This is a genomic window from Bacillus massiliigorillae, from assembly GCF_000380245.2.
Taxonomy (GTDB): Bacteria; Bacillota; Bacilli; order Bacillales; family DSM-1321; genus Bacillus_AD; species Bacillus_AD massiliigorillae.
The window spans coordinates 144,115-153,090 of sequence record NZ_HG428742.1 but is presented as its reverse complement, the minus strand read 5'-3'; the positions used below and the strand labels follow the sequence as shown (position 1 = coordinate 153,090).

The following is an 8,976-nucleotide window of genomic DNA, read 5'->3' as shown; positions in this document are numbered from 1 at the left end:
ATTTGGAGATTTTTTATTAACTGTTTATTACGCTCGCTCCGAAGGATTCAGAGATTTCTTGTGTCACTTTTAGTAGATATTGTGCGTAATCATCCTCTATCTTTTGAGGAACAATTTGGGAGAATCCTACTAATGCAAAGACACCTATCAATTGATTATTGTAATTATACAAAGGAGCGGAAGCAGACGAAACGAATGGAACTAGAGGTTCGGTTGCAAAGGCAATGCCAGTTTTGCGAATGTTTTCTTCTTCTGTTTGGAATGCTTCACGCTTTTCCTTTGGTAAAGCGTTTAGTTCGTTTTTCTTCCACTCTTCGATGATAGACGGAATATGAAAAGCTGAAGAGATTTTCCCTACCGATGATAATATGGGGAGATGTGATCCAATCTGTCCACCAATATTTAACCCTGCTGTCGAACTCCAAATGCTTGCGATAACGGGACCTGTATGTGTCCAAACAGCAAGCAAAGCTGTTAATGACGTATGTTGAGATGCTTCTTGGAGATAAGGTGTCACTCTAGAAATGATATCTTGTTGACCAATAGCAGACATGCCGTATTCAATCATTTTACTTCCTAGCGTGTATGTACCGTCACGCTTATCTCGATACAGTAATCCAAGATGTGTCAGTGTATTTAAGTATTTATAGAGATTGCTTTTGGTGATTTGGGATAACTCCTGAATCTCGGTGAACTTTAGAGGTTTTTCTGCGTTAGCAACAATCTCTACAATGTTCATTCCTACTTGGAGTGACCCAATCATAGAAAGACTTTTTGTAGTTTCCATCATATGATCTCCTATTTACGGAATTGTTTGTTAAGTATAACAGACACTATTAATTTATGAAACACGAACTGTTTATTCTTCTATCATATGATAAATGTATTCTTTTGTTTAGAAAAATATTTTTAATATAAATTTTTAAAATATTTAGACAAAATATTGACAAAAGTAAAAAAATAAATTAAATTTTACAAATAGAGAACGAAGTTTACTAAAAATAAAAAAGGGGTTAATCATATATGAAACTTATTACATTTAGTCGTGAAGGTGTAACTAGAATTGGAGCAATCGTTGAGGAAGAGGTCGTTGATCTACATTTAGCTTACCGAACTTCGTTAGAACAAGACGGAAAGATTCGTGCTCAACAAATTGCAGATGCATTTGTTCCGGAAGAAATGACAGCGTTTTTACAAGGCGGTAAGGAAAGTATGGAACTTGCAAAGGCTGCCATTGATTATGCTTTAACAAACAAGCAAGTGGGTGATCATAAATTAGTTCATGCTGTAAGTGATGTAAAGGTTGGCGCACCTGTACCAAAGCCAGGTAAGATTTTTGCTGTGGGGCATAATTACCGCGAGCATATTCTTGAAATGAAACGTGAAATTCCAAAATATCCAGTTGTATTTGCTAAGTTTGGAAACACTGTGATAGGACCACAAGATGATATTCCTTTTTATCCAATTTCAGAACAATTAGATTATGAAGCGGAATTTGCTTTTGTTATTGGAAAACGTGCGAAGAACGTTTCGCAAGCGGATGCATTAGATTATGTAGCGGGTTATTCAGTAGCTAATGATGTAACATATCGTGATTTTCAACGTCGTACATTGCAATGGTTACAAGGTAAAACAGTAGATGGAAGCTTACCGATGGGACCTTGGATGGTTACATCTGATGAACTAACTGATCCATCTGGTTTAGAAATGGTACTACATGTAAATGGTGAAGAACGCCAACGTACGAACACTGCAAATCAAGTATTTACAGTACAGCATTTAGTAGAATTCTTATCTAGTATTGCTACTTTAGAGCCTGGTGACATTGTTATCACAGGAACACCTGGTGGAGTAGGAGTTGCACGTGAGCCACAAACATTCTTAAAAGATGGTGACGTAGTAACGGTTTCTATTGATAAAGTAGGTACTTTAGAGAATAAAGTAAGCGCAGTTAAAGAGTAAATTTCGATAGCATTTTAACAATCTATTACTTATATAAGTTATCAGTCTTAAATATGGGCAGTTAGGCTGCCCATATCTATTTATTATTTGAAAGTGGGGAATATATGATGGCAGAAAAGACAGAGTTTATGAAGAGTAAAATTGTTCAAGACTTTACAGCTGATATACGTCAATATAATTTGGGACCACTGTGGGAAGCAATTCCAGCTTTGATGCATAAGCAACCAGAGCCACATGCACAAGCATATCTTTGGAAATGGGAATTACTTGAGAAAAAATTAATGGAAGCCGCGCAAATTTTTACACCTGAACGTGGTGGAGAAAGACGTGCAATTTATTTGCAAAATCCAGGATTGGATTATCGCTTACCATGGGGATGGGCTTCAACAACACAAACATTATATGCAGCTGTTCAATTACTTCAACCTGGTGAGGTGGCACCTTCTCATCGTCATTCTCAAAATGCTTTGCGTTTTATAACAAAGGGTGAAGGCGCTTACAGTATTGTGCAAGGTGAGAGACTTTTCATGGAAGAAGGAGATTTCTTAATTACACCGAAGGATTTATGGCATGGTCATGGGCACGAAGGTACAAAACCAATGATTTGGACAGATGTACTTGATATTCCAACTATCTATGCTTTAGGTGGTACGTTCTTTGAAAACTATCCTGAACGAATTGAACAACCAAAAGTTCCAGATAATTATGGAGCTCAACGTTATGCAGCTGGTATGCTACGCCCTGTTCAGGATCGCAATCCATCTATCGCGCCACTTGGTTCATATAAATGGGAGCATACAAATAAAGCAATTGAATCTTTAAGTAAGTTCGATCCAGATCCATTTGAAGGATATGCAGTGGAGTTTATTAATCCTTCTACTGGTAAAACAGCGAACCCAACGATAGCAGCTTGGATTCAAAAATTCCCTAAAGGATTCCGTACGAAAGCACAGCGCCATACAAGTGCATCCATCCATCAAGTATATAAGGGTGCAGGTTATAGTATTATCAACGGTGTTCGTTTTGATTGGTCAGAAGGCGATTTCCTAGCTGTACCAAACTGGGCTTGGGTAGAGCATGTTGCTGAGAAAGATACGTATTTCTTTACAGTTAATGATCTTCCTATTATGGAGAAATTTGATATTGAAAGACGTGAAGTATACGACAAGAATAATGGACAACAAAAAGTGACATCTGAATTTAAACCATTTTTAGCATAAGTTTTAACAGTGATAAAAGCGAAGTTTTATTTAGGTGAGTTTTTTTCATCCCTCACCTGTCAGGCGTCCGAAAAGCGATTTTTCATTACTTTTCGGACGCCTATTTACGTTTTGTAAGATGCCTCGTATTTGTTTACATCCACTTGATTAAACCGAAACTTCAAATGCTCTTTAATAAATCAAAGCATTCCTTTCTTCGCAAATCTTAGCCATCGGAGATTCTCTTTGAGTTATAAGGTTTTTACCAAATAGAAATTCTATCTTTAGGTGCGACATACATGCCATCATCCTTTTTTATTTTATAAGTTTGATAGAATTCATCAAAATGAACGAGCACATGATTTACTCGGACGTTGTTTGAGCTATGATGAGTGGGGATTATTAAAAAAGAAGAGGCTGTCCAAAAGTGATTTTTCATTACTTTTCGGACGCCTCTTTGCGCTTCGTTTATGGTTATTTTTTTAGATTGCTTGCGAATTGTTCCATAATGGCTTTTACTTCTTCAACACATTCAGGCTTTAATATGCTCATCATTTTTGGGATGAAGCTATTCAAATAATCCATGTTAAAGGTACGATCTTGCTGTTTTTGAAAGCTCTCTGCTAGTAATGCTTTGGCTTCTTCTTGTTTGTCTTCTTGAACTCTCTCAAGAATAAATGTAAAAAACTTTTCTTGTCCTTGATTCATGTAATAAACCTCCAAATATATGTGTAACTAATGACTCTCATCTGTTTTAGAGTATACAACTTTTGCATGCTTTTAATCATCATTTTTAAACAAAATTAAAACCTATCAAGAGTATAAACAGAACAAATAGAGTATTTATTATTGTAAATACTAAAGCGATTGTTGGTAATAGCTTTTTTTCATCTTTAGAGATGAATGTGATGATTGCCATGAAAATACATAGAAATGGAGAAAACATTGTAAAGCCAAATGCAGTCAAAAGAGAAGTGCTTGATAAATTAGCTGTAACACTAGGAACCATATATACAAGAAACATGCAAATAGTAACAAATACAGATAGACCTATAAATATATGACTTTTCCATGTGTGTTTTTTTACAGACATAAGCTTTACACCTCTATCCAGTTTAATACTATGTATATTCTTCTCATTATCTTAATACCACGAATATATTGAGGTGTAACGTTGCGACTTTGGATTTAATGTATTTCTTTGAGTGTTTGAAAGCGGGAATTTTCGATTATTAATAGTTTTGTCATAATCATTTTTTATACTTTAAGAAAGATTAACTTCATTTAAGGAATAAAGTATAAAGTGGCGATAAGTCGTGTTTTTCTAATAATATTTTTAGTGAAGTATTAGTATGAGCTATAATTTAAGTGAATCCAAAAAGGTGGGAGATAGAAATTATGAGAGTATTAGTAGTAGAAGACCATGTATCTCTGCTGCAATCTATAAAATCAATATTAGAAAAAAATTTTACGGTAGATATTGCTTCAAATGGAGAAGAAGGCTATTTTCTTGCGCAGCAAAATATTTATGACGCTATTATTCTTGATGTCATGTTGCCTGGATTGGATGGTTTTCAAATTTTAAAAAAATTACGAGAAGAAAATATTGAAACGCCAGTAATGTTTTTAACAGCTCGTGATTCCCTTGAAGATCGTGTGAAAGGCCTAGATTTAGGTGGCGATGATTATTTAGTGAAGCCGTTTCAAGCACCTGAGTTAGAAGCAAGATTGCGTGCGTTATTGAGAAGAAGTGGACGATTTACGAATGAACAAACGATTCGTTATAAAGGAATTGAACTTCATGGTAAGGAAAATGATGTATTAATTGATGGGTCAAACGTTAAGCTTACATTAAAGCAATATGACTTATTGGAGTTTTTTATTGGGAATGTTGGGTCCATTTTAACGAGAGAACAGATTTACGATCGTATTTGGGGATATGATTCGGATACGACTATTGGAGTGGTGGAAGTGTTCACTCATCAATTAAGGAAGAAGCTAGAACCATTTGGTTATGATAAAGATATTAAAACGGTACGAGGTATTGGTTATATGCTGTCGAAAGAATAGGAGATGAATGGTGATGTTTCAAAAGACTCGTATTCGACTAGCGATGCAAAATTCCATCATCTTAATTTTGATTATTGGCGCTATTGCATTTGCTGTATATTCTTACATGCAAGTTTTATTATATAGCGATTTAGACGATGATTTAGAGACACTGTTAGATGAGTATAAGAAGAATGGCTATATTCAATTGGAAGCATCACTTTCGAAGCCGACTTTCATTCAAGATCCACGTGTTAATGTGATTCTTTGGGATGAGAAAGGTGCTATGATTGAAATAAATCAAGAATCGGCATTGTTTAGCTCAAATAAAGAGCTCTTTAAACCTGATCGATTGCATAAAATCGAAGAAAAAGAAGCTCAAGGCTATCATTTCCGATCCATATCATCTAAGTTTACGACGAAATATGGCGATATAACGGTTCAGTTACTACGAAATGTAAATTCTGAACAAGAGATGCTTCATCGGATTGGAACGTTACTTACGATGGGAACAATTATTGGTGGTTTTTTATCCATTGTAGCTGGCTTATATTTGGCAGGTGTAGCACTTGTACCGATTCGAGAAGCTTGGAACAAGCAGCAGCAATTTGTTTCGGATGCATCTCATGAATTACGTACTCCGTTAGCAGTTATTCAGTCGCGAGCCGATTTATTACTTCGTTCACCATCAGACACTATTGAAGATAAGGCATTAGATATTTCGGTTATATCGAAAGAATGTCGAAGGTTAACAAAGCTAGTCAGCAATTTATTATTATTGGCTAGAGCGGATTCAAGGCGGGTAGACATAAAGAAAGAGTCTTTCGTACTAACAGATGTGTTACGTGAGGTTGTAGACAATTATGTTGAAATAGCGGAGTTTCAAGGGAAAAAGCTCGTTATGAAAAGCGATTCTGAAATCATTATGAAAGGTGATTCGGAACGTATTCATCAGCTCCTAGTTATTTTATTGGATAATTCGTTAAAGTTTACGGAAGAAAACGGAGAAATTATTGTTCAGAGTAAGAAGCTTTCGAATGGTTTCGAAATTATTGTTAGTGATAATGGTATGGGTATTAATAAAAATGATTTACCTTATGTTTTTGATCGCTTTTATCAAGGTGAAAAAACCCGATCTAAATCAGTTGGTACGGGTCTAGGTTTATCTATTGCTAAATGGATTGTCGAGCAACATAATGGAAGACTAAGAGTAGTAAGTGAAGAAGGCAAAGGGACAATGTTTAAAGCCTTTTTTCCGAAGTAGGCAAATCATAGAAGTATCTCATAGATAGAATTTGGATAAATATGCTACAATGTGAACACATCTTATTTTTGTATGAAGTTTAGTAAGGAGCTGAGGAGAAGATGGGCTGGATATTAGCTGCAATGTTTTTGCCAGCACTTATGGTCTACGTTTTTACTAGGGTCACCTATAATCATTTCGTAGGTTTAACTCTAACAGTTGCACTTATAGCTGCATCTGCATATGCAGGCTATACTCACACATGGTTGTTAATCATTATAGATGCCTGTTCGTTAACATTCGGTTTATGGTTATCTATTAGATATATAAAGGTTAAGTCACATCGAAGCACCCATTAAGGGTGTTTTTGTTTTTGTATGAAAGTTTTGTTAGAAACAGAACAGTTGAAAAAATAAATGAGTCTCTTAATCGAATGAATGTTCGGTTTTGAGTGGTTAGTATTGAAATGTTTGTGGTAAAATGTCTATATATTCGTTAGTTCGTACAAGATGAAAATAAGTAATATGAAGTAGGGGGCAAACTTGATGAATGAGTTTCAATTAGTATCTAAATATTCTCCTCAAGGAGATCAGCCTCAGGCAATTCATAAACTAGTAGAAGGTATTCAATCAGGTAAAAGGTATCAGACGCTACTAGGTGCAACAGGAACGGGGAAAACATTTACAGTTTCGAATGTGATTAAGGAAATAAATAAGCCTACGCTTGTTATTGCTCATAATAAAACACTTGCGGGTCAATTATATAGTGAGTTTAAGGAGTTCTTTCCTAATAATGCAGTTGAATACTTTGTAAGTTATTACGATTATTATCAACCAGAAGCATATGTACCGCAAACAGATACATTTATTGAGAAAGATGCATCGATTAATGATGAGATTGATAAATTACGACATTCAGCTACATCCTCTCTTTTTGAAAGACAGGATGTCATTATTATTGCTAGTGTGTCATGTATTTATGGTTTAGGTTCGCCAGAAGAATATAGTGAGTTAGTAGTATCGCTACGTACGGGAATGGAAATTGAGCGAAATGCGTTATTGCGAAGACTTGTTGATGTTCAATATGAACGAAATGATATTGATTTCAAACGTGGAACATTCCGTGTCCGCGGTGATGTTGTGGAAATCTTTCCTGCATCAAGAGACGAACAGTGTATTCGTATTGAATTCTTTGGAGATGAGATTGACAGAATTAGAGAAGTTGATGCATTAACAGGTGAAGTGTTAGCTGAACGTGAACATGTAGCGATTTTTCCAGCATCTCACTTCGTAACTCGTGAAGAAAAGATGAAGGTTGCGATTGAAAATATTGAAAAAGAACTAGAAGAGCAGCTCGCTGTTTTTAGAGAGAATGGTAAATTACTTGAAGCACAGCGCTTAGAGCAAAGAACACGTTATGATTTAGAAATGATGCGGGAAATGGGATTCTGTTCAGGAATTGAAAATTACTCGCGACATTTAACGTTGCGTCCACCGGGCTCAACACCATATACGCTATTAGATTACTTTCCAGAGGATTTTTTACTTGTTGTGGATGAGTCTCACGTAACGTTGCCGCAAGTAAGAGGGATGTTTAACGGAGACCAAGCTCGTAAGCAAGTATTGGTAGACCATGGCTTCCGCTTACCTTCAGCAAAGGATAATCGACCGTTACAATTCGCTGAATTTAGTGAGAAGGTTCACCAAGCAATCTTTGTATCAGCTACGCCTGGACCATATGAGCTTGAACATTGTCCAGAAATGGTTGAGCAAATCATTCGTCCAACTGGCTTGCTTGATCCACCTATTGAAATTCGCCCAATTCAAGGCCAAATTGATGATTTAATTGGTGAAATTCAAGATTGTATTAAGAAAAATGAACGTGTACTTATCACTACCTTAACGAAGAAAATGTCTGAGGATTTAACAGACTATCTCAAGGAAATAGGAATTAAAGTACAATATTTGCATTCTGAAGTGAAAACATTAGAACGTATTGATATTATTCGTGATTTACGACTTGGTAAATATGATGTTTTAGTCGGTATTAACTTATTGCGAGAAGGTTTAGATATACCAGAAGTATCATTGATAGCTATTTTAGATGCAGATAAGGAAGGTTTCCTTCGTTCTGAGCGATCACTAATTCAAACGATTGGTCGTGCGGCCCGAAATGCCCATGGTCACGTTATTATGTATGCAGATAAAATAACAAACTCCATGAATATTGCCATTACGGAAACAAAACGACGTCGAGCGATTCAAGAAGCATATAATGAAAAGCATGGCATCGTACCGACGACGATTCAGAAAGATATACGAGAAGCAATTCGAGCTACACAGGTTGCAGAAGACCAAGACAAGTATGAAGCTACTGTTAAACTAGATAAATTAACGAAAAAAGAACGAGAAAAGGTCATCGTAGAGATGGAAAAAGAAATGAAAGAAGCAGCGAAGGCGTTAAACTTCGAGCGTGCTGCTGAATTACGAGATCTTATTTTAGAGTTGAAATCGGAAGGGTGAC

At 35.9% G+C, this 8,976-nt stretch carries 10 protein-coding genes; 6 read left to right on the top strand and 4 right to left on the bottom strand.

Annotated features, from left to right (window positions below; all coding sequences use genetic code 11):
* Positions 1–16 precede the first annotated feature (16 nt).
* Positions 17–790, bottom strand: coding sequence for an IclR family transcriptional regulator (locus TX86_RS17035; RefSeq protein WP_230203671.1), 774 nt, complete (start codon positions 788–790; stop codon positions 17–19).
* 233 nt (positions 791–1,023) lie between these two features.
* Between TX86_RS17035 and TX86_RS17030 the strand changes: the two genes are divergently transcribed.
* The gene (locus TX86_RS17030) at positions 1,024–1,962 is read left to right on the top strand and encodes a fumarylacetoacetate hydrolase family protein (RefSeq protein ID WP_042350769.1); all 939 of its coding nucleotides are present in this window, start codon (positions 1,024–1,026) and stop codon (positions 1,960–1,962) included.
* A gap of 107 nt (positions 1,963–2,069) precedes the next feature.
* Positions 2,070–3,182, top strand: coding sequence for a cupin domain-containing protein (locus TX86_RS17025; RefSeq protein WP_042350767.1), 1,113 nt, complete (start codon positions 2,070–2,072; stop codon positions 3,180–3,182).
* A 241-nt stretch (positions 3,183–3,423) separates the two neighbouring features.
* Here TX86_RS17025 and TX86_RS26370 read toward each other — a convergent pair whose 3' ends face one another.
* From TX86_RS26370 to TX86_RS17015, 3 genes are all read right to left on the bottom strand, one after another.
* Positions 3,424–3,600, bottom strand: coding sequence for a M13-type metalloendopeptidase (locus TX86_RS26370; protein WP_081707734.1), 177 nt, complete (start codon positions 3,598–3,600; stop codon positions 3,424–3,426).
* Positions 3,601–3,635: 35 nt separating this feature from the next.
* Positions 3,636–3,869, bottom strand: coding sequence for a hypothetical protein (locus TX86_RS17020; protein WP_042350766.1), 234 nt, complete (start codon positions 3,867–3,869; stop codon positions 3,636–3,638).
* Between the two features lie 85 nt (positions 3,870–3,954).
* Positions 3,955–4,254: a hypothetical protein gene (locus TX86_RS17015; RefSeq protein WP_042350764.1), complete on the bottom strand. Its 300-nt coding sequence runs from the start codon at positions 4,252–4,254 to the stop codon at positions 3,955–3,957.
* 305 nt (positions 4,255–4,559) lie between these two features.
* On the opposite strand from TX86_RS17015, the gene TX86_RS17010 reads away from it, so the two are divergent.
* The 4 genes from TX86_RS17010 (at position 4,560) to uvrB (ending at position 8,975) form a co-directional block, all read left to right on the top strand.
* The gene (locus TX86_RS17010; protein ID WP_042350763.1) at positions 4,560–5,231 is read left to right on the top strand and encodes a response regulator transcription factor; all 672 of its coding nucleotides are present in this window, start codon (positions 4,560–4,562) and stop codon (positions 5,229–5,231) included.
* A 13-nt stretch (positions 5,232–5,244) separates the two neighbouring features.
* Complete coding sequence (locus tag TX86_RS17005) at positions 5,245–6,474, top strand: sensor histidine kinase (RefSeq protein WP_042350761.1); 1,230 nt, start codon at positions 5,245–5,247, stop codon at positions 6,472–6,474.
* 101 nt (positions 6,475–6,575) lie between these two features.
* A complete protein-coding gene (locus TX86_RS17000) occupies positions 6,576–6,812 on the top strand; it encodes a CsbA family protein (RefSeq protein ID WP_042350760.1) in 237 nt (78 codons plus the stop codon).
* 186 nt (positions 6,813–6,998) lie between these two features.
* Positions 6,999–8,975 carry an excinuclease ABC subunit UvrB gene (gene uvrB / locus TX86_RS16995; RefSeq protein ID WP_439096857.1) on the top strand — a complete coding sequence of 659 codons (1,977 nt, stop codon included), beginning with the start codon at positions 6,999–7,001 and terminating at the stop codon, positions 8,973–8,975.
* Position 8,976 lies beyond the last annotated feature (1 nt).